Annotated in this window: 19 protein-coding genes; 11 read left to right on the plus strand and 8 right to left on the minus strand. The window is 39.5% G+C overall.

All coding sequences use genetic code 11. The features are described from left to right. Positions 1-85 precede the first annotated feature (85 nt). Both G6053_RS03080 and pruA read left to right on the plus strand, forming a co-directional pair. Positions 86-301, plus strand: a complete 216-nt coding sequence (locus G6053_RS03080) for a peptide-methionine (S)-S-oxide reductase (RefSeq protein ID WP_241254906.1) — start codon at positions 86-88, stop codon at positions 299-301. A gap of 155 nt (positions 302-456) precedes the next feature. Then, a complete protein-coding gene (gene pruA / locus G6053_RS03085; protein WP_165305512.1) occupies positions 457-2,094 on the plus strand; it encodes an L-glutamate gamma-semialdehyde dehydrogenase in 1,638 nt (545 codons plus the stop codon). A 107-nt stretch (positions 2,095-2,201) separates the two neighbouring features. Here pruA and G6053_RS03090 read toward each other — a convergent pair whose 3' ends face one another. The 6 genes from G6053_RS03090 to G6053_RS03115 all read right to left on the minus strand — a co-directional run bounded on the left by G6053_RS03090 (position 2,202) and on the right by G6053_RS03115 (position 8,248). Further along, positions 2,202-3,383 (minus strand): metallophosphoesterase, encoded by a 1,182-nt coding sequence (locus G6053_RS03090; protein WP_165305513.1) that lies wholly within the window; start codon positions 3,381-3,383, stop codon positions 2,202-2,204. A 5-nt stretch (positions 3,384-3,388) separates the two neighbouring features. Further along, positions 3,389-4,156 carry an endonuclease/exonuclease/phosphatase family protein gene (locus G6053_RS03095; RefSeq protein ID WP_165305514.1) on the minus strand — a complete coding sequence of 256 codons (768 nt, stop codon included), beginning with the start codon at positions 4,154-4,156 and terminating at the stop codon, positions 3,389-3,391. A 200-nt stretch (positions 4,157-4,356) separates the two neighbouring features. Continuing rightward, on the minus strand, positions 4,357-5,382 hold the full coding sequence (gene recA, locus G6053_RS03100; RefSeq protein ID WP_108636164.1) for a recombinase RecA: 1,026 nt from the start codon (positions 5,380-5,382) through the stop codon (positions 4,357-4,359). A 67-nt stretch (positions 5,383-5,449) separates the two neighbouring features. Then, a complete protein-coding gene (nth, locus tag G6053_RS03105) occupies positions 5,450-6,127 on the minus strand; it encodes an endonuclease III (protein ID WP_165305515.1) in 678 nt (225 codons plus the stop codon). Positions 6,128-6,347: 220 nt separating this feature from the next. Further along, positions 6,348-6,539, minus strand: coding sequence for a hypothetical protein (locus G6053_RS03110; protein ID WP_146191123.1), 192 nt, complete (start codon positions 6,537-6,539; stop codon positions 6,348-6,350). 83 nt (positions 6,540-6,622) lie between these two features. After that, positions 6,623-8,248: a S8 family peptidase gene (locus G6053_RS03115; RefSeq protein WP_108636162.1), complete on the minus strand. Its 1,626-nt coding sequence runs from the start codon at positions 8,246-8,248 to the stop codon at positions 6,623-6,625. Between the two features lie 301 nt (positions 8,249-8,549). On the opposite strand from G6053_RS03115, the gene G6053_RS03120 reads away from it, so the two are divergent. Then, the gene (locus G6053_RS03120; RefSeq protein ID WP_165305516.1) at positions 8,550-10,640 is read left to right on the plus strand and encodes a S9 family peptidase; all 2,091 of its coding nucleotides are present in this window, start codon (positions 8,550-8,552) and stop codon (positions 10,638-10,640) included. A gap of 45 nt (positions 10,641-10,685) precedes the next feature. Here the strand turns inward: G6053_RS03120 and G6053_RS03125 are convergent, their stop codons facing one another. Beyond that, entirely contained in the window at positions 10,686-10,949 is a 264-nt protein-coding gene (locus tag G6053_RS03125; protein ID WP_108636160.1) for a hypothetical protein, read from the minus strand. 574 nt (positions 10,950-11,523) lie between these two features. Between G6053_RS03125 and G6053_RS03130 the strand changes: the two genes are divergently transcribed. The 5 genes from G6053_RS03130 (at position 11,524) to G6053_RS03150 (ending at position 16,674) form a co-directional block, all read left to right on the plus strand. Further along, complete coding sequence (locus G6053_RS03130) at positions 11,524-12,240, plus strand: GNAT family N-acetyltransferase (protein ID WP_077438076.1); 717 nt, start codon at positions 11,524-11,526, stop codon at positions 12,238-12,240. A gap of 184 nt (positions 12,241-12,424) precedes the next feature. Next, a complete protein-coding gene (gene argG, locus G6053_RS03135; protein ID WP_108636159.1) occupies positions 12,425-13,609 on the plus strand; it encodes an argininosuccinate synthase in 1,185 nt (394 codons plus the stop codon). 86 nt (positions 13,610-13,695) lie between these two features. Further along, on the plus strand, positions 13,696-14,709 hold the full coding sequence (argC, locus tag G6053_RS03140) for an N-acetyl-gamma-glutamyl-phosphate reductase (RefSeq protein WP_165305517.1): 1,014 nt from the start codon (positions 13,696-13,698) through the stop codon (positions 14,707-14,709). Positions 14,710-14,807: 98 nt separating this feature from the next. Then, positions 14,808-15,125, plus strand: a complete 318-nt coding sequence (locus G6053_RS03145) for a hypothetical protein (protein WP_165305518.1) — start codon at positions 14,808-14,810, stop codon at positions 15,123-15,125. Between the two features lie 253 nt (positions 15,126-15,378). Beyond that, complete coding sequence (locus G6053_RS03150) at positions 15,379-16,674, plus strand: DUF3472 domain-containing protein (protein WP_165305519.1); 1,296 nt, start codon at positions 15,379-15,381, stop codon at positions 16,672-16,674. 92 nt (positions 16,675-16,766) lie between these two features. On the opposite strand, the gene G6053_RS03155 is transcribed toward G6053_RS03150, so the two are convergent. After that, positions 16,767-17,603, minus strand: a complete 837-nt coding sequence (locus G6053_RS03155) for a hypothetical protein (RefSeq protein ID WP_241254907.1) — start codon at positions 17,601-17,603, stop codon at positions 16,767-16,769. A gap of 302 nt (positions 17,604-17,905) precedes the next feature. Here G6053_RS03155 and G6053_RS03160 point away from each other — a divergent pair, with 302 nt between their 5' ends. From G6053_RS03160 to G6053_RS03170, 3 genes are read left to right on the plus strand one after another with little or no spacing between them, the layout of a single operon-like run. Further along, positions 17,906-18,421, plus strand: a complete 516-nt coding sequence (locus tag G6053_RS03160; RefSeq protein ID WP_165305520.1) for a sigma-70 family RNA polymerase sigma factor — start codon at positions 17,906-17,908, stop codon at positions 18,419-18,421. Between the two features lie 41 nt (positions 18,422-18,462). Further along, positions 18,463-19,152 carry a hypothetical protein gene (locus G6053_RS03165; RefSeq protein ID WP_165305521.1) on the plus strand — a complete coding sequence of 230 codons (690 nt, stop codon included), beginning with the start codon at positions 18,463-18,465 and terminating at the stop codon, positions 19,150-19,152. 6 nt (positions 19,153-19,158) lie between these two features. Next, a complete protein-coding gene (locus tag G6053_RS03170) occupies positions 19,159-19,650 on the plus strand; it encodes a DUF4252 domain-containing protein (protein ID WP_108636142.1) in 492 nt (163 codons plus the stop codon). Positions 19,651-19,654: the final 4 nt, after the last annotated feature.

Raw genomic sequence — 19,654 nt, forward strand, 5'->3', positions numbered from 1 at the left:
ATAGGTACAAGAAGAAGCGACAATAAGATTATTATTGTCGCTTCTTTACTTTAGGGGATGCAAGGTTAAGACGGCATGAGTTTTTGTGATTTGTTGCCGGACACAATATCGTTCGGCTATATTTGTCCATTGTAAGAAGCAACTGCATAAAGTACAGTTTTATATTGGGACGCTGACTAAGGAGCAAGTTTACCAAGAACCCATTGTAATGGAAGTTGTTCCCGCAAGTATATTTTACCCCGCAGAAGACTATCATCAAGATTATTATAGGTTAAATGGGAAGGAACCTTATTGCAATTAGTCATTAAACCGAAATTGGAAAAATTTAAACGTATCTTTTCCAAGGTGCTCAAAGGAGGGGAGTAACTTTGGGTATTCATAAAATTTAAGGTAATTTTACTTCTGTTGGCACCATTTAGTATGGTGCTAAAAAGTTGAATAATAAATAATTGTAATATGTCTAAAGGATTTTTTACAGTTCCTGTTCCTGCAAATGAACCGGTGTATACTTACGCTGTTGGAACGAAAGAACGTAAGTTGTTGAAAGCAGCAATTGATGAGGCACGTTCGAAACAAATTGATATCCCAATGTATATTGGCGGTAAAGAAGTGACTACTTCTAAAAAAGTAACAATAGCTCCTCCACATGACCACCAACATATCTTAGGTCAATACAATCAAGGTGAGAAATCTCATGTAACAGATGCAATCAATGCTGCTTTGGCGGCTAAAAAGGATTGGGAAAATCTAGCATGGGAAGACCGTGCGGCAGTATTCTTGAAAGCAGCTGAATTGATTTCAGGGAAATACCGTTATGAGTTAAATGCGGCAACAATGTTGGGGCAATCGAAAAACCCATATCAAGCAGAAATTGACTCTGCCTGTGAGATCATAGATTTCTTGCGTTTCAATGTGCAATACATGAGTGAAATCTATAAGCAACAGCCTCCTGTATCTGGCAAAGGTGTATGGAACCGTGTGGAACAACGTCCGCTTGAAGGCTTCGTGTTTGCATTGACTCCATTCAATTTTACAGCTATCGCCGGTAACTTGCCATCATGTGTTGCCATGATGGGAAATGTTGTTGTATGGAAGCCATCCAATACGCAGATCTACTCAGCAAACGTGTTGATGAAAATCTTCCGTGAAGCGGGGCTTCCTGATGGTGTCATCAATTTAGTATACGTATCAGGACCAGATGCCGGTGATGTGATTTTCCAACATCCTGATTTCGCCGGTATCCACTTTACTGGTTCAACAGGTGTATTCCAGGATATCTGGAAAACAATCGGTGACAATATTCACCGTTACAAAACTTATCCACGTATTGTCGGTGAGACAGGTGGTAAAGACTTTATCGTTGTGCACCCTTCAGCAGATCTAAAAGCAGCAAATACAGCTTTGGTTCGTGGCGCATTTGAATATCAAGGTCAGAAATGTTCAGCAGCGTCACGTGCATATATTCCTAAATCATTGTGGCCAGCATTAAAAGAGTCAATGGCTAACGACGTGAAGTCATTTACAATTGGTGGAACAGAAGATTTTACAAATTTCATCAATGCCGTTATCGATGAGAAGTCATTTGATAAATTAGCAAAATACATCGATCGTGCGAAAGAGTCCAATGAAGCAGAGATCGTCGTTGGTGGTACTTATGATAAGTCTAAAGGCTACTTCATTCATCCAACGATCATTGAAGCTTCAAAGCCAGATTATGAAACAATGGTTGAAGAATTGTTTGGGCCGGTATTGACGGTATACGTTTATGAGGATGCTAAGTTCGAGGAAACATTAGATATCGTTGATAAAACCTCGATCTATGCATTGACCGGTTCTATTATCGCACAAGACCGCTATGCCATTAATTTAGCTACGGATAAATTAAGACATGCTGCCGGTAACTTCTATGTGAATGATAAGTGTACCGGTGCTGTGGTAGGGCAACAGCCATTTGGCGGTGCGAGAGGTTCAGGTACAAACGACAAAGCTGGATCTATGATCAACCTGTTGCGTTGGGTATCTCCGCGTACAATCAAAGAAACATTCAATCCGGATACGGATTATAGATATCCTTTCTTAGAAAAAGGCGAATAAAAATACCTAAAAGATTATCCGCTACGAATGGGTAAGGTTTTGTATAAAGCTGATGCCAATCAGAACGGGTATATCCAAAGAAGGCAGTCCATTACTGGACTGCCTTTTTATTTTTTAAACTGCCCCAGTTCGGTTCCATCGTCACGCGTCATCCGGATGGCTAATGATTTCGCAGATGCCGAAATATCAATAATTGTTCTTTTGCCGGCTTTCGGTCCACCACCGATAAATACTGGATAATTATGATCTTTATCTGCGGGGTAGTATCCGTATTGATGTGTATGCCCTGAGACCATCGCATCTATTTTGTATTTCTGAAATAAAGGATGGAAGCATTCCCGATTATGTAATGTGCCATGCCAGTCGTCTGAATGGAATATCGGAATATGGCTGATAACCACGGTATGTTGTGCGGATTTTCTTTCCTTGGACTGTAAGACAGTTTCGAGCCACTTTGCCTGCTCTTTCCTGTAATTGTCGTAATCTACGGTACCGGCATATACTTCATGGTTATCAGGTTTATCTTCACCACTGTCCAGCATGATCCAGAAAATAGGACCTCTTTTAAAAGCTTGATAGTATTTATTATTGGGATAACCAAAGTACCGTTTGAAATGACGGGCGAAAGAACCCCTCGTTTCATGGTTGCCACGGTTCATAATAAAAGGTTTCTCCATGGCGAAGAATTCGATGGGTTTCAATAATTTTTCCGTAATATCTTCCTGATTGCTCACATAGTGAAAGGAGTCTCCATTCAGGACAAAGAAATCATAGATTGAGCTATCTTGATTTGGTACAAGATCACGATAGCTACTTTTTTCTTCATGAACATCGTTGTAGACCAGGCAACGGATTTGCTCTTGATCGTTTTTTGCTAGTTTAGCCTCAAAGATTGGTGTTTGGATTTCTTGCGCATAGACAATCTTATACGGATCAAATTTTTGGATTTCCTTTGCCCGGATACGATAGCGGAAAGATCGGGGAGCTTCATCGATAGTGAAGTGAAAGAAATCTGTATTTGCATTGATCATACCATCTTCGGATTGGTGGATCGTTTGCTGTACATTACCGGCACTGTCAAGGATTTCCAGCCAGGCCAAGGCGGGTTTACTCAGAATCGTAAAAATGCTGATGCCGGTTGCCGTCTGATTCTGTAAATAAGCAGGCACTATAAAATTAAAATCTCCTTCCGGATTTTCTGTTGCTTTTTCTTTAGCGACGCTAATGTTGGGTAGTGTAATTCCCACGAGTGCTAGCGCTTCTAAAAATCTTCTTCTATTAAAATTCATAGGGGTTATTTAATGTCGATTTCAACATATAATGGTCGATGGTCACTCGCATATTTTTCTTCTAGAACGTGGTGGTTGGCGAACTTGGGATGTGAGGCGCTGTTGACCATAATATAGTCTATTTCGGTACTTGGCTTATCTTGCGGAAAAGTAAAACCATTTTGGCTCGTTGTTTTTGTGAATAAGGTGCCGAGCTCTTTAATTGCAGGATCAGTGGGTTCGGAGTTTAAATCGCCGACCAGGATAATAGGTCGTTTTTCATTTTTAAAACGTGATGTAATGAACTTTGCCTGTGCGATCTTGTTCTTGTCTTTTAGATCCAGGTGCGTGTTTGCAAATAGGATTTTCTTTTTGTTGATACGCACTTCAACAATGGATAAGCTTCGTTGTTCACTTTCGACCGGAGAAGGAAGAAAATGCTTTTCTACATGTTCTATCCGATGTTTTGACAATATCGCAGTACCATATTCACCTTTCTCGAGATCTATTCCTTTTGAGAAAATGTAGTGCATTCCCGTTAGTTCAGCCAATTTTTTCGCTTGATCCTCATTGTAGGATCGCGCCAGGTTGACATCAATTTCTTGCAAACCGACTAGGTCCGCATTACTGTTTTTAATAATTTGAGCGATGGTATCGAGATTGACAACAGATTCCTTTTCTGAGGGGGGATTTCCATGATGAATATTAAAGGAAAGCACACGGATTTTTTGTGCACTGAGATGAAATATTGATCCGAAAAGGACCAATATAAATACAATGAGCTTATGATTCATTTTTCAAAATTAAGTTTAGAATGAAGTCAGCGATTTATGTTCGCTGTGCTAAAAATAATAAAATCTTACAGGACAAACTCAAAAGTTTGGACATGTAACAAAATAATCATTTAAACTTAATCGTGATTATGTGAGGGGAGCGGAAAAAAATAGCCATCCCTAAAGGATGGCCACCTACATTATACTAATTTTTACAGGAACTAGTCTTCATTTTCCTCTACATGAAGCATAGGATCTTCTCCTGTTACTTCCGTACGGATTTTTGCCTCAAGTTCGTCCATTAGATCTGGATTGTCAAACAATAGGGCTTTTACGGCATCTCTACCTTGTCCTAATTTGGTTTCACCGTAGCTAAACCAAGAACCCGCTTTTTTGATGATACCATATTCAACACCTAAGTCAATGATTTCACCGACTTTGGAGATACCCTCCCCAAAGATGATATCAAACTCCGCAATACGGAAAGGAGGTGCGACTTTATTTTTTACAATTTTAACTTTAACACGGTTACCGGATACCTCGTCAGAATCTTTAATCTGCGACGTACGACGGATATCCAAACGTACAGAAGCATAGAACTTCAATGCGTTACCACCTGTTGTTGTTTCAGGGTTACCGAACATCACTCCAATTTTTTCACGCAATTGGTTGATGAAAATACAGCAACAGTTGGTTTTGGAAATTGTTCCCGTCAACTTACGTAAAGCTTGAGACATTAAACGGGCTTGAAGACCCATTTTTGAATCACCCATTTCACCTTCAATCTCACCTTTAGGTACTAATGCGGCTACAGAGTCAATAACAATGACGTCGATGGCACCTGAACGGATTAAATTGTCTGCAATTTCTAACCCCTGCTCACCATTATCAGGTTGAGAAATTAATAAGTTCTCAACATCAACACCAAGCTTTTGCGCGTAATATTTGTCAAAAGCGTGTTCAGCGTCAATAATTGCTGCAATACCGCCTTTTTTCTGTGCTTCAGCAACAATGTGCGTTGCTAATGTCGTTTTACCCGAAGATTCGGGTCCATATATTTCAATGATACGTCCTTTTGGAACACCGCCAATTCCCAAAGCGATATCCAATCCTAAGGACCCTGTAGAAATCGCCTCGATAGGCTCAACAGCTGTATCTCCTAATTTCATAATCGAACCTTTTCCAAAGCTCTTTTCCAATTTATCTAACGTCAGCTGTAACGCCTTTAATTTATCTGTGTTGCTCATATTTTTAGTATATATTTATCAAAATTAAAAATAAAAAAGAATAAACCAAATATTTCCACTAAAAAAATTAGTTTTTTGTTTCTATCACGCTTGGAGCACTTTTTATGTGATGGGTTTTCTCAAAGTATTTACACATATAAGTAATCGGGCATTTTTCGCAAAGTGGTTTTCGGGCCAGACAAATATATCGTCCATGCAAGATCAACCAATGGTGCGCAACAGCAATGGTCTCTTTCGGGAGATTTTTGACTAATTGTTTCTCTACCGCCAATGGAGTTGTTGCACGGTAGGTTAAGCCAAGCCGGTTAGCCACACGGAATACATGCGTATCGACTGCCATTGCAGGATTATGATAGACAACAGACGAAATGACATTAGCGGTTTTTCTACCTACCCCGGGCAGCTTGACCAAATCCTCAATCTGCTCAGGCACGATATTGTTAAATTTTTCAATAAGCATTTGTGCCATTCCGACAAGATGCTTGGCTTTGTTATTTGGATAGCTTACCGAGCGGATATAAGTAAATACTTCATCGACGCTTGAAGCGGCTAAAGTATGTGCATCGGGGTAACGTTCGAATAGCTTTGGCGTGATCTGATTAATTCTCTTGTCGGTACATTGGGCCGATAGAATAACAGCGACAAGCAATTCATACGGATTACTATAGTTGAGTTCTGTCTGCGCATCCGGATTATTTTTGGAAAAATATTCCACAAAAGCTTTGTATCGTTCTTGTTTTAACATCACTCCAAAACTAGCCAAAATTTCTATCAAAAAAGAAAACTTAACGCTTACACACGGCTCATCGAGCGGATTAATTTGGAATACAAATGGATTGCGATAATAGGCGTGTGGGCTGAAGTCTATCGGGTATTTTAGAAATACGGTAGTGGTACTTATCTGCTTAGATAATAGGAGGGAGATAAACTGGTATTATTTCAATAAATAAGGCCTAATCTCTGGATTAGGCCTTTCTTTTTTCCATTTGTTTGGAATATTCCATGATATTCGCAATACATTTTTTGCTTGGATTAAGCAACATTTTGGGTAATTGAAGTTTCAATTCATTTTCTATATCCTCGTCAGTCATTACCTTCTCGTTTTGGGTTAGCAAATTTTGAACTTCGTTTTCTGATTGGGTAAAGTTTTCTACCATAAGCATCTTGAGTTTTGTCCCTGTAAGTTAATTAATTAAACGGACAAAAGATGGTTTTGGTATACAAAAAACGAGAATAATATTTATTTTTTCTTTTTACTACTAAATTCTTCAGCCTTAAGAATCGCATTATATGCATTAACGATTCCTCCAGTGACAGAGATATCTGCTAATTTGACCATTCTTGTTGCATCTTCACCTACCTTGACCTGAACCATTCCCACCGGTTTTTCCACAGATTCCAAAATGACCTGTTTGGTTTCCACAGCTGAGAGATTCGGATAGTAGGAGCGTATCATAGCTGCCAGTCCGGCAACTACAGGAGCAGCCATACTTGTTCCTTGTTCTTCTTTATACTGCGAATCTGGAATAGTGGAATTGATCTGCACACCGGGAGCAAATACATCAACTGAATTTTTACCATAATTGGAAAAATCGGCTAAAAGCGCGTTGTCCGGATATAAGCCCGTTGCGCCCACGGTGATCCAGTTGTTTGCGATACCGGTAGTATCCCCCTTTGCATCGGTGTAGTATTTCATCGGAAAATTTGGTTCCACGTCATTATCCTCACTGTCATTCCCCGCTGCATGTACCAATAAGACATCCTTGGACTCGGCATATTTAACGGCCTCATCCACGGTCTGCTTGTTGTGTGCATAGCTTTTTCCGAAACTCATATTGAGCACTTTTGCGCCATTGTCTACTGCATAACGGATTGCATTTGCGACATCTTTATCGCGTTCATCACCGTCCGGAACCAAACGTACAGCTAAAATTTTGACATTGTCTGCAACGCCATTGATGCCAATGTTGTTGTTGCGACTGGCGCCAATAATACCGGCCACATGGCTGCCATGAAGTGCATCAGGCCCCTTCACATCGGCATTTCCGTAATAACGTTCGGAGGCATCCTCGTAATTGTCGCCAACAATGGGACGGGAATCGTATTCCTTGTTCAAATGGTATTCCACCTGATTGTTGAAATATTTTGCACCCTCCGTGATATCATCAAAAAACTTGACAAAACCGTTGGTTTGAATCTCATCTTTCGCATAACTAAGTGCGATACGTTGATTATTCGATTTTGGGTTGAAATTCTCTAGATCGGTCAAGGTGATTTCTGCTGGTTTTTTACCTATTTCACGGACCACGGCGTCTAGGTTGCGTTTAAGGGCATCATAGGAAAACTGCCCCATTTTGGCTTCTTCTAGCTTGTTCTTGTACTTAACGACCATCTTTTGATAGACCAAAAAAGCTTTCCTGTCGGCTTCATTCAGTTCTGTCGTAGGGGTGACACCCGCAAATTTTTTATCTAAAATCCTTAATTGCCTCGTAAGTTCCAGGTTGTCAAATTGAACATCCTTCCCATCGGCATTGCCAATAAAGTTCCAGCCGTACTTGTCATTGATATAGCCATTACCATCATTATCTTTCCCATTGGTAAGACTGTCCTTTGGGTTGATCCAAACGACATCCTTCAGATCCTCGTGAAAGACATCCACGCCACCGTCCAAAACCCCAACAATGACAGGAGTTGATTTTTTTCCCTTTAATAAAGTTTTATAGGCTTTCTCCGTACTGATTCCCATGACACCATCCGTTTGGTAATCCAGGTTGTACCAATTTGGAGGTACAGATTCACTTTGAGCAAACGAGATTACCGGCAACACGCCCAAGGCAATCAGATATAATGATTTCTTTAAATTCATGCAATTTTCTCCTAGCATTGTAGCAAAGATAGTATTAATGCCTCTGATGAATTGTTAATTTTTATTAAAAGTGACTTTTCGTGCCCTTAACGGGATAGACCGCAAAGATGTGTATTGCGAAATCTGAAAAATTATAGGACGGCCTAAAACCAGTCGGACGTATTTAAAATATCGTTTTGATATGTTTAAATAAATGCGTTAAATTGAGTCCCTTTGGGAGATCGTGCGATTATGAGGAACGAAAATATAATAAGCGGTTTCTTTAATTAGAAAGACGATATTTAGCGAATTTATAGCGTATATGCAACATAACAATAATGTACAATGGCCGGAAGTTTCAGCGCCGATAGCTGCAACACATCCATATAAAAGACAGATTCATGGTGATACCGTCGTGGATAACTATTACTGGATGATTGACTATTTTAAAAAGGGGCCCAGATCGGAGGCAGTGATCAATTATCTGAACGAAGAAAACGCCTATACCACTGCAATGCTAAAAGATACGGAATCTTTTCAGGAAGACTTATTTCTGGAAATGAAATCCCGGATCAAGGAAAAAGACGAGTCCGTACCTTACTTTAAGAACGGTTATTATTATTACAGTAGAACTGAGGAGGGATATCAATATTTTAAATTTTGCCGCAAGAAGGGGTGTTTGGATGCCGACGAAGAATTATTATTGGATATTGACAACCTAGCGGAAGGATATGCTTATTACACTGCAAAGGGGTTTTCAATTAGTCCGGACAATCGTTTGCTGGCTTTTAGTGTGGATACAGTTTCCAGAAGGGAATATACCATATACATTAAGAATCTGGAGACAGGTGAGATTTACCCTGATCGGATTGTTAATACGGAAGGTACTGCAATCTGGGGGAATGATAACCAGACACTGTTTTATACAGCGAAGAATCCAGTAACACTACTGAGTGAAAAAATTATGCGGCATTCACTGGGCACGGACGTTTCAGCAGATGTATGTGTTTATGAAGAAAGAGATAATACAAATTACATCGCGGTCGGTAAATCAAAAAATGGTAAATACATTATCATCAGTTCCGAAAGTACCCTATCCTCCGAGATATGGTTGTTGGATGCCGATCTTCCCAATAATGATTTTAAGGTCTTTCAACCACGCCGGAAGGATGTGCTTTATACCATAGTCCCTTTGGAAGATCGTTTTTTGATACTGACCAATGATGACGCTATTAACTTCCGGGTGATGCAATGTCCGTTAAACAAAACGGGGCGCGAACATTGGACTACTTTCTTGGCACATCGTCCAGATGTGCTGGTGAGTGACATTGAAGAGTTTAAGTCTTTTTTGGCAATAGCCGAACGAAAAGATGGATTGACCCAGTTGGCGATCTATAATTTGAGCAGTCTGGAACAGCATTATTTGGATTTTGGAGAGGTAGCCTATACGGTATATCCGGGGATAAATGTCGAATACAATACGGAAAGTCTGCGTTATGGATATACCTCTTTGGTGACGCCAAGTTCCGTCTACGAATATAACATGCGGGATCGGAGCAAAGTATTGCTAAAGCAGCAGGAAGTTCTGGGCGGCTATGACCGGGCAGCTTATAAGACTGAGCGTATCTATGCCCCCGCGAGGGATGGTGTAAAAGTGCCTATTTCTCTCGTTTATAAGGAAGGGACCAAATTAGATGGCACAGCGCCGTTATTACAGTATGCTTATGGTTCCTATGGTGCATCGATGGATCCTAGTTTTTCCAGCAATCGCTTGAGTTTATTGGACCGTGGATTTATTTATGCACTGGCACATATCCGTGGTGGTGAAGAAATGGGACGTCAGTGGTATGAGGATGGGAAAATGATGCGTAAAATGAATACTTTTAATGATTTTGTGGATTGTGGAAGGCATCTTATTGAACAGGGCTACACTTCTCCAAACCACCTTTATGCACAAGGAGGAAGCGCAGGTGGATTATTGATGGGTGTTGTTGCGAATATTGCTGCAGCGCAATATCATGGTATCATAGCTCAAGTCCCTTTTGTGGATGTTGTGAATACCATGTTGGATGAGACAATACCATTAACGACGAATGAGTATGATGAATGGGGCAATCCCAATGAGTCGGATGCTTATTTTTATATGAAAAGTTATTCGCCCTATGAGAATATTGAACCGAAAGAATATCCAAATATGTTGGTTACCACTGGACTACATGATAGCCAAGTTCAATATTTTGAGCCCGCCAAATGGGTGGCAAAATTACGGACAGTCAAAACGGGTAAGTCTGTTCTGTTCTTGAAGACAGATATGGATTATGGACATGGCGGCGCTTCGGGAAGATTTGACTATTTGAAGGAGATCGCGCTAGAATATGCTTTTTTGTTTAAGCTGGAAGGGATCGACCACTAAACTGATAGAGTACGACAACAATAAAAAAGCGGCATTGCCGCTTTTTTATTGTTGAGCATGATTGATGCTGTCCTGCTGTTTTTGTAAACGTTCTTCACGTTCGATTTCTCTGGAATCGATCTGATGTTGTTGATAGTTGTCCATCGCAACTTTGCTCGCTTTTTGCGACACATAGATGGCAAGTATAGCAACCACAGTAATGATTGCGAGTCCCCAGGCATATTTACGTTTGTCCTGTTTGACAAGCCAATACATAAAGACGATATAAGGTACAGCAAAAATAATATAGAAAATTAAACTCGGTGACATGCTATTTTCCTCTAAATGATGTATACAAAAGTATCGTTTTTGTCCAAAAATAACGAACCCGTGGAAAAAACTCCCCTTATCAATTGATAAAGCCTTAAACCTTTATCGATTTTATTGTCAAATTAATATCGTCTGAAGCTAAGGGGTAGACTGGGGTTGTCAATAATTAATTGCTTGAAAATGAAGGGTACAGGGCTGTTTTGATGCCTGATTGTAATTTTTTGATTTTTGCAAAAAATCCATGATAATATTGTGGAAAAGAAAAAAATATTTTTATACATTTGCAACGTCAGAAACAAATTGACAGAGAAATAAAATGAAACAGAGCAAAAAGAACGACTATTCTTATACTCAAACTTTTGAGAAGTTTATGAGGAAGGTGTTTTGTGCTTTCATTTTCGTAGAAATACCTGTTTTACGCTTCCGACGACCCATACTACCTCGGGCTTGATTTGAGGTAGTGAATCTTCCAAACAAGGCCATGATTGTCCGATGGTTTTGAATCCATTATTTTAATTTATTCAGTAACAAAACACGACAGTAGTTGTTGTTTTATTATTAGGGTCGTAAGTCAATGACTATATCAGATTTTTTAATTATTCCGGCTAAACCTGAGCATGCACATTATGCAGAGGTTATTTGCAACGAAATGTTCGAGTCTGCAAAGGCTCGTGGTACTGGTATTGCACGTCGTAAACCAGAGTATGTTGCCAACAAAATGAATGAAGGTAAAGCAGTGATTGCTTTACATAGGGACGGTCGATGGGCAGGCTTCTGTTATATTGAAACTTGGGGCCATGGCGATTACGTTGCAAATTCTGGACTTATAGTCAATCCCGAATTTCGAAAGGTAGGTTTGGCAAAAGCCATTAAGAAAAGGGTATTTGATCTGTCTCGTGAAAAATATCCCAAAGCAAAGATATTTGGTTTGACCACAGGTTTTGCCGTCATGAAAATTAATTCAGAACTTGGATACGAACCCGTACCTTATTCAGAATTGACGAACGATGATGAATTTTGGAAAGGCTGTCAGAGTTGTGTGAATTATGAAATTTTAATGAGCAAAGACCGTAAGAATTGTATGTGTACGGCCATGCTCTGGGATCCGGAGGAAAAAGAACGTGAGCTGAAAGAAAAGATCCAGCGTAAACATGAAGCAAAGGAGCGTTTGGAGCGAATCACACAAAAACAATCCTTGTTAAAACGTATTCAGGCAAAGTTCTGGAAATCGGCCAATAAATTCATTGCGGTCAATTTTCCAAAGCATAATAAAGTTGCAAAAGGATTTTAATAACTTTAACAGGAGAAACCGGGTGTCACCCATCTTTCTCCGCAAAAATCATACATAGCATGTCAACTGGCGTAGCAGCCATTGAAAATAAATAATGAACAGCGATGAAACGCTCAGCCTAAGGCTCAAATAGAACCGGATTGGTTGATAATAGTTTCACTGCAATAAAAAACAATTTATCTCAATGAAAAAAGTAGTTTTAGCATTTAGCGGAGGATTAGATACTTCGTTTTGTTGTATTTATCTTACGCAAGATTTAGGTTTGGAGGTTCATTCCGTAGTCGTAAATACAGGTGGTTTTTCGGATGAAGAATTGAAGACGATTGAAGCACGTGCATATGCATTAGGCGTAAAATCACATACGGCGATTGACGAAACAGCAGACTATTACCGCGAAACTATTAAATACTTGATCTTTGGTAATGTGCTGAAAAATGCGACTTACCCGCTGTCAGTGTCCGCTGAACGCGTATGTCAGGCCACTGCCATTGCAAACTATGCAAAGAAAATCGGTGCTGAATGTGTTGCGCATGGTTCTACAGGGGCCGGAAATGATCAGGTACGTTTTGACATGATTTTCCAGACCTTGATCCCAGGGGTTGAAATTATCACACCTATCCGTGATCTGCAGTTATCCCGCGAAGCGGAAATAGAATACCTGAATAAACATGGTGTTGAATATTCTGCCGAAAAAGCTAAATATTCGATCAATAAAGGCCTTTGGGGTACGTCTGTAGGTGGGGCGGAAACATTGACATCCAACCAATATCTACCCGAATCAGCTTGGCCTACGCCAGTGACTTCTTCAGAACCCCAACAAATCACAATAGATTTTGAAAAGGGCGAGCCAGTTGCTTTAAACGGCGAGAACATGTCATCTGTTAAAGTCATTCAGGAATTGCAGGCGATTGCACAACCTTATGGCATCGGTCGCGATATTCACGTAGGTGATACAATTATCGGTATCAAAGGTCGTGTAGGCTTTGAAGCGGCCGCTTCAGTCATTTTGATTAAGGCACACCACACCCTGGAAAAACATACTTTGACCAAATGGCAATTATCCTGGAAAGATCAAATCGCTGCTTTCTACGGAAATTATATGCACGAAGGACAAATGCACGATCCTGTCATGCGCGATATTGAAGCATTCTTACAGTCTTCACAGGACACTGTAACGGGCCGTGTGATCGTTGAATTGCACCCTTATCGTTTTGTTGTGATTGGTATTGAGTCGGAGCATGATTTAATGTCCAATAAATTCGGTAGTTACGGGGAGATGAATAAAGGTTATACTGGTGATGATGTGAAAGGCTTCTCCAAAATTTTTGGAAATCAAACTATAATCTGGCATAAAGTAAACAATAAGTAAAAAGTCAAAATTAAAAAAGGGAGATAGTTGGTAAGTCTTTGACCTGAACCGCCAAAGGCTCATATCTCACATCTAAATACTAAAAAATGATAAAAGTAGGAATCGTTGGTTCGGCAGGGTATACAGGTGGCGAATTATTGCGCGTTTTGATCTACCATCCTGAGGTGGAGATTATATTCGCCAATAGTGCTTCCAACGCTGGAAACAAATTATATGAAGTACACAATGATTTATTCGGAGATACTGAGCTGACCTTCTCTTCTGATTTTCATTCCGATATTGATGTATTGTTCTTATGTGTCGGGCATGGCGATGCACGCAAATTTTTGGATACGAATCCAGTTGCGGCATCTGTAAAGATTATTGATCTTTCGCAAGATTATCGCCTTCGCGCAAATACCGCTTATCAAGGACAGCAATTTGTTTATGGACTTCCGGAGCTAAACAAGGAAGCGATCAAATCTGCGCAGTATATTGCTAATCCGGGTTGCTTTGCAACAAACATTCAATTGGCATTATTGCCGTTGGCAAGTAAGGGCTTGTTGCCAGATCAGATTCACGTTAATGCGACAACGGGATCTACCGGTGCCGGACAGAAGCCCGGGGCGACCACACATTTCTCTTGGCGTAACAACAATCTTTCTGCATACAAGTCTTTCGAGCATCAACACCTACAGGAAATTTCGGAGTCATTGGATCAATTGCAAAGTGGATTTTTGCCAGCGTCTGATGATTCATTATTAGCACGTGCGGCAGAAAGAATAAATTTCGTACCACAGCGTGGTGACTTTACTCGGGGAATTTTCTCAGCGATTTATGTTGATACTGATTTGACGGAGGAGCAAGCTTACGAATTGTACGAAGGCTATTATGCCACACATCCATTTACGCACGTTAGCCGTAGCAATATTGACCTCAAACAAGTGGTAAATACCAATAAAAGTATTATCCACTTGGAGAAACATGGGAATAAGTTGCTGATCTTAAATGCTACCGATAATTTGTTGAAAGGAGCATCTGGTCAAGCCGTACAAAATATGAACCTCATGTTCGGATTGAATGAGCGTATGGGATTAAATTTGAAAAGTGTTGGTTTTTAATTGTTTAGAGCTTATTCAACAGCAGTATTAACAGGCTGTGAATAATCGAAATAGTAAAATCCTGATAAAATACAGTTATCAACATAGTTATTAACGCTGTGTGGAAAAGTGAAGCGGGCAACCGCTTCACTTTTTTTATGCCCGACGCCGATTTGTATAAAGCTAATGCGGGCGTAATAGGCATGACCATCGTGAATAGATTTCCACATCTTTTCAACTATCCGGTTAAGATAACGAAAGAAAATGCGTTTCGGCAATATGCCAATGCAAGTCGTATGATGCGGTATCTGAAATTTATTAGTGTTGTTATTTTGGGTGTAATCAGCTTCAAGACCATTCGAAATGCAGCCGGAACTTCAGATGAGCTGGGCGAATGGTTTTTTATTTTATTTGAGATTCAAACGGAGCTACGCTAATATCTTTCATAAATCTTTTTAATAGCGGGTTGATTATCGCTGCTTTTTTACACAATCGATTGATATACATTTCCTTTCTTTTTCTGTCAATCTAACCCTTATCTTCATTAAAGTAATACTATTTCCAAAGACCGATTTAAACGAGCGTTCATATCAGCGTAATAGATATGAGCTAACTTGGCGCCTATAAAACCTCAGCTGAGGCGACATAAATGGCTAAGGTAACAGACAAAAGATATAATAAAAATAAAAAATGAAAAGAAAACTCTTTATCAGGCTCCTCTTCGTTGGTGCCTTATCTTGCCTTTCATTAGGTGGTAATGCGCAGACTTCTATAAAATCCTATTCTGTTCCACTTGCGGGCAATGCTTTCATTACTACCGGACAAAATGGCGGTGCAGAAATTTCAGGACGCAATGGACTGGTGAAATGGTCAAGCGATCAGAGCATCACATCGGTGTATTTCAGAACTGAGAAAACCGGAAATCTTGAATTAAAGCTCAAAGCAAAAGTTGATGCTGGAAATACCTCCAAAATAGAGATTTCTGCCTTGGGAAAAAGGAGCTCCTTAGATATAAAAGAAACTGAGTTATCCGAAACAGCAGCCTTGTCAATTGATGTCAAAGCCCCGGGCTATATACAGGTGAATTTAAAAGGATTAAGTAAGTCGGGGAGTAACTTTGCCGACGTAACGGAATTAATTGTCAGTGGAGAAGCAGCATCTGAAGGCCTTATCTATTCAAATGATCCTGATTATTACTATTGGTCGCGTCGTGGTCCTTCCTGTCATTTAAATTATACGGTACCTAGTGAAGGAAATGTCAGCTATTATTATAATGAGGTAACCGTCCCCAAAGGAGAAGATAAAATCGGTTCATATTTTATGGCGAACGGTTTTGGCGAAGGCTATTTTGGTATACAGGTGAATTCGGAGACGGAACGCCGTATTCTTTTTTCAGTTTGGAGCCCCTTTCATACAGATGATCCGAAAAGTATTCCGGAGGAGCAAAAAATCCATTTGTTGAAGAAAGGAAAAGACGTCCAAACGGGCGAATTTGGCAATGAAGGGTCTGGTGGACAGAGTTACCGGAAATATTTCTGGAAAGCGGGTGAAACCTATAAATTCTTGTTGAAAGGTACCCCGGATGGAAAAGGGAATACAGACTATACCGCCTGGTTTTTTGTACCTGAGGAAAACGCATGGAATGTGATCGCCAGTTTCAAACGTCCGCAAACAAATACTTATTTAAAGAGATTTCATAGTTTTCTGGAGAATTTTAGCCCGAATCAGGGATATTTAGAAAGACAGGTAGAATTTAAAAACCAATGGGTTTATGACGGCCAATGGCGCCCTGTCCAATCTGCTTCATTCAGTGTTGATAATACCTATCGCGCCAATCAGCGTATTGATGCCATCAGCGGTACAACTAAACATGGCTATTTTCTTAGAAATGGCGGTTTCTTTAATGAAATTGTCAAACCTGGAAGTAAGTTTGAGGTTGTCAATAAAAACACAGCCCCAAAAATTGATTTTGATAAACTGCCTTAATGGCTAAATCTGTCCCTGAAAGCCGGAGATGTAGCATAAAAAACGAAAGAGTCGCATTGAAATGCGACTCTTTTCGGTATGTTATGACCTATTTATTGCGCAGAGAGTTTAATATCTCGTTCTATAGATATATTATCTCCCGTAATCGCATTGCCTTCTTTATCGACCAACGTTAATTTTATCTTATTATTTCCCATTGGCAAACCTTTGATTTCGTAAGGGCCCCATTTATCCAAAGTAAATGTCTGTCCATTGATATCTGCGGTAATCTTATTTCCGTCTGGAGCAATACTGGTGTTGACTAAATAGAAATCCAGGAGTAAATTTTTTGTTTCATCGCCTTTGTATTCCCCTTTTGGACGGGAGTAAAATAGAGATGGTTCTTTGGGGGTTGGCTCCTGTGTCAATTTTCCTGTGGCATCTATCTTGAATTTAATCAATTTTGAAGCTTCACTTGTTTTAATGGATTCGTGGTAAGACCGTGACAAAAATGAAAGTAAATAGTGCTCCGAATTTAAAGCCAAAGTAACGGAGTGTTCAGGTTTATATAATGCTGTATAGGGCTTATTATCCAGAATAAAGTGAATATGTTGTCCATCATGCGAGTTGGCCATGTGAGCAGCATGCGCATCTTCTGTCATTTCTGTCAGCTTGAAGTTTTTAACCGTGTATTTCACGGTGACTTTTGCAGAGTCTGCACCTACTTTTTCTGCAGTTATAGAAGCGATTTCGAGATTTGCTCCGGGAAATTGTTTTGAATCTGCAATTGGATTAACTGAAATGGAATCCATTTTCTGTGCAGTAGTCGTATCGGTGTCACCCATGGAATCAGTATGGTCAGCACCTTTATTGGATGAATTATTACATCCGACGGCTCCCATTAACAATACTAATGCAGCGGCAATGGCTGTAATTCTGTAGTACTTCATAATTTTTTTATTTAAATTTTATTGTTCAGCATCTTAAATAACAATAGCTAAGCGTATTTTGTTTGTAATAATGCTAAAACAACTAACCAGTTTGTGAGCAAGCGGTATATAAACAAGAATAATCCCTGTTTATTTGCTTTCTCAACACGAAAGAGTAACGTGTTTAATGACCTGTTATTTGAATAAATGAATATTTTAAAAAAATATTCATATTAGATGTAATGAATCATCAAGTTGAAATGTCTTGATTATGTGACGAAGGTATGGAAGGGATGGGGGCTAGTTATTACTAAATACTAAAAATGAACCAAGAACAATTTAAAAATACCGTTTTCGTCCATAAGGATAAGCTATTTCGCTTTGCGAAACGGATCTTGGTTGATGACGATGAGGCCTTCGATGCTGTGCAGAATGTCATGATGCGGTTGTGGAAATTGAAAGATCAGCTACATCAGTATAAAAATGTCGAAGCTTTCTGTATGCAAAGTGTTAAAAATGAAGCGTTGAACCGGATTAAAAGAGATAAAGTGAGAGCAGACTACGTTGATCAATATCAAGTAGTTTCGATGACGGAGAATACGGTTGGAAATACCAAAGAAATTATTCTGGAGATGATCAATTCCCTTCCCGAAAAACAACGTCTGGTTATGCATTTGCGCGATGTGGAAGATTATGATATTGATGAAATCGTTGAAGTATTGGATATGGGTGAGTCGGCAGTTAGAGTCAATTTAATGCGTGCAAGACAGAAGGTAAAAGAGCAGTTGACAAAGTTATTCGATTATGAAAGAACGCGAGTTTATTCAGATAAAAAATAGATCCTGTAGTTTCATGATTATACAAAATAAGATAGGTGGTGATGAAAGATAAAAAATTAAAGGAATTAGAAGACAAGTACTTTAATGGCCAGTCGTCGTTAGAGGAAGAAGGCGAGTTGAAAAACTCGGATCATGTTTTTTTTCAAACTTTGAATCAAGAAAAGAATGTTAAAATGGACTGGTCCTTTGATGACTTCGAAAGTCAGATCAATGCGGATAAAAAGCTTATTGTACGGTGGAAATATAGCTGGGTGAAATATGCGGCAGCAGCGGTTCTTTTAATGACCATTGGAATCGCACTATTCCTGAATCAGAAGCCCACGATCGAGGAGCCGGTGCTCGTAGAAAAGAACATGAAAGATTTAAAACCTGCGAAAAATAAGCCTATCGAACATCAAAATACGGAAGCAGCGAATCCCAATCCTAATGATAGGATATTGTCAGATGGAAGTCGGACGGCAATGCAAACAGCAGAAACTTTCAAACGTCCAAAAATTAAAAAACAAGCCAAAGATAGGACAGCGAAGAAGGAAGTCGTGACTGAAAATTTGGAATCAACCACAGGACAGACTTATCAAGCAGATTATGTTGTATTAAATGGTAAACCCGTTGCCAACGAAGAGGAAGCTGTGGAATTGACCCTGAGGTCATTGGGATTGCTGGCGAATAACCTGGAAAATGGAGTAGATAAAGCAATGAATATAAAACAAATGTCAATATCGATTAACTAAAATAATATGAAAGGATTATTAATAGCTTGCCTATTACTTGTAGCAAGTATGGCAAACGCACAAATTTCCAAGTTGGATAAACTCTTCGAGCAATATCAGGGGAAAAAGGGAGTGACCACACTTAAAATTGGAGCCCCTATGTTCAAGTTGTTAGGGAATTTAAAAATTGATGACGAGGATATGCAGAAAATTACGCCTTTACTCAAAAACGTAAAATCCTTGCGGATGCTGATCGTCGAGGATGGCGAGGACAAAAATTTGACTTCAGTCATTCGGAGCGCAGTCTCCAATCTCAAGTATGAGGAATTGATGACCCTTAATAGTGATGGTGAGGATATCCGTTTTCTGGTTGAAAATATATCCGCAAATTCTGATATTCTCAATAATTTGCTTTTGACAATCAATGGTGATGGCCAAAACTTGTTTATGATTTTGGATGGAGCTATACCGTTGAAGGAAGTGACTGGTTTGGTGAACGAAAATAACAATAAAAAGTAGATAT

This window comes from Sphingobacterium sp. DR205 (assembly GCF_011064245.1).
GTDB lineage: Bacteria > Bacteroidota > Bacteroidia > Sphingobacteriales > Sphingobacteriaceae > Sphingobacterium > Sphingobacterium athyrii.

Bases quoted from the DNA above. Each gene is read 5' to 3' on its own strand.
- pruA (WP_165305512.1), top strand. From the start codon at position 457: ATGTCTAAAGGATTTTTTACAGTTCCTGTTCCTGCAAATGAACCGGTG.
- G6053_RS03090 (WP_165305513.1), bottom strand. From the start codon at position 3,383: ATGAATTTTAATAGAAGAAGATTTTTAGAAGCGCTAGCACTCGTGGGA.
- G6053_RS03095 (WP_165305514.1), bottom strand. From the start codon at position 4,156: ATGAATCATAAGCTCATTGTATTTATATTGGTCCTTTTCGGATCAATA.
- recA (WP_108636164.1), bottom strand. From the start codon at position 5,382: ATGAGCAACACAGATAAATTAAAGGCGTTACAGCTGACGTTAGATAAA.
- nth (WP_165305515.1), bottom strand. From the start codon at position 6,127: ATGTTAAAACAAGAACGATACAAAGCTTTTGTGGAATATTTTTCCAAA.
- G6053_RS03110 (WP_146191123.1), bottom strand. From the start codon at position 6,539: ATGGTAGAAAACTTTACCCAATCAGAAAACGAAGTTCAAAATTTGCTA.
- G6053_RS03115 (WP_108636162.1), bottom strand. From the start codon at position 8,248: ATGAATTTAAAGAAATCATTATATCTGATTGCCTTGGGCGTGTTGCCG.
- G6053_RS03120 (WP_165305516.1), top strand. From the start codon at position 8,550: ATGCAACATAACAATAATGTACAATGGCCGGAAGTTTCAGCGCCGATA.
- G6053_RS03125 (WP_108636160.1), bottom strand. From the start codon at position 10,949: ATGTCACCGAGTTTAATTTTCTATATTATTTTTGCTGTACCTTATATC.
- G6053_RS03130 (WP_077438076.1), top strand. From the start codon at position 11,524: ATGACTATATCAGATTTTTTAATTATTCCGGCTAAACCTGAGCATGCA.
- argG (WP_108636159.1), top strand. From the start codon at position 12,425: ATGAAAAAAGTAGTTTTAGCATTTAGCGGAGGATTAGATACTTCGTTT.
- argC (WP_165305517.1), top strand. From the start codon at position 13,696: ATGATAAAAGTAGGAATCGTTGGTTCGGCAGGGTATACAGGTGGCGAA.
- G6053_RS03150 (WP_165305519.1), top strand. From the start codon at position 15,379: ATGAAAAGAAAACTCTTTATCAGGCTCCTCTTCGTTGGTGCCTTATCT.
- G6053_RS03155 (WP_241254907.1), bottom strand. From the start codon at position 17,603: ATGAAGTACTACAGAATTACAGCCATTGCCGCTGCATTAGTATTGTTA.
- G6053_RS03160 (WP_165305520.1), top strand. From the start codon at position 17,906: ATGAACCAAGAACAATTTAAAAATACCGTTTTCGTCCATAAGGATAAG.
- G6053_RS03165 (WP_165305521.1), top strand. From the start codon at position 18,463: ATGAAAGATAAAAAATTAAAGGAATTAGAAGACAAGTACTTTAATGGC.
- G6053_RS03170 (WP_108636142.1), top strand. From the start codon at position 19,159: ATGAAAGGATTATTAATAGCTTGCCTATTACTTGTAGCAAGTATGGCA.